Here is a 1,070-nt window from a genome sequence, read left to right as displayed (position 1 = left end):
TGTACCGCACGGGTGATCTGGTGCGCTGGAATGCCCAGGGCGAGTTGGAGTATGTGGGTCGTAGCGATGACCAGGTGAAGATTCGGGGTTTCCGGATCGAGCTCGGTGAGGTCGGTGCGGCGTTGTCAGCGGTGGCCGGGGTCGAGCAGGCCGTGGTCGTGGTGCGCGAAGACCAGCCGGGCAGCAAACGGCTCGTGGGGTACGTGACCGGTGCAGTGGACGCCACGGTGGTGCGTTCGTCGGTGGGTGTGCGGTTGCCCGAGTACATGGTTCCCGCCGCGGTGGTGGTGTTGGACAGTTTGCCGTTGACGGTTAATGGCAAGTTGGACAAGCGGTCTCTGCCTGCACCCGATTATGCGGGTGAGAGATATCGGGCGCCGTCGACGCCGATCGAGGAGGTGCTGGCCTCGGTGTATGCCCAGGTTCTCGGGTTGGAGCGGGTGGGTGTGGATGACTCGTTCTTCAATATCGGTGGGGACAGTATCTCTTCGATTCAGGTGGTGGCGCGTGCGCGTGCGGCCGGTGTGGTGGTGAAGCCGCGCGAAATCCTTGTGCACAAGACGGTTTCCGCGGTGGCGCGGGTGGCGACGGTGCATACCGGACCGGTGGGTGAGGTCGATGATGGTGTGGGTGAGGTGTTTTCGACGCCGATCATTTCCTGGTTGGAAAGCGTTGCGGGCCAGGTTGGCGAGTTCAATCAGGCGTTGATGTTCGTCGGCCCCGAGGGCGTCGAGCATGCGGATGTGCTCGCGATTGTGCAGGCGTTATTGGATAGCCATGCGATGCTCCGGTTGCGGGTGGACGGGCATAGCGACTCTGAGCGTGATTGGTCGTTGACTGTCGGATCGCCGGGTTCGGTGCGTGCCGAGGATTGTGTGACAACGGTTTCCGAGTTGACGATCGAGAATCTTGTTGAAGCGCGCGGGAAGCTGGATATCGCCGGTGGTCGCGTGTTGCGTGCGGTGTGGGAGCCGACCGGTCGCAAGTTGGCGTTGATCATTCATCATCTGGCTGTCGATGTGGTGTCGTGGCGGATTATCGGTGACGATCTCAATCTGGGCTGGGACGCA

General features: G+C 62.0%; 1 protein-coding gene. It reads left to right on the top strand.

The window, feature by feature from the left end; translation table 11 throughout:
- The coding region (locus tag GFY24_RS40825; protein WP_153810468.1) for a phosphopantetheine-binding protein at positions 1 to 1,070 on the top strand (1,070 nt) is incomplete at both ends.

The sequence above is a fragment of the Nocardia sp. SYP-A9097 genome (assembly GCF_009649815.1).
GTDB lineage: Bacteria > Actinomycetota > Actinomycetes > Mycobacteriales > Mycobacteriaceae > Nocardia.
This window is presented reverse-complemented; position numbering and strand designations above follow the sequence as displayed.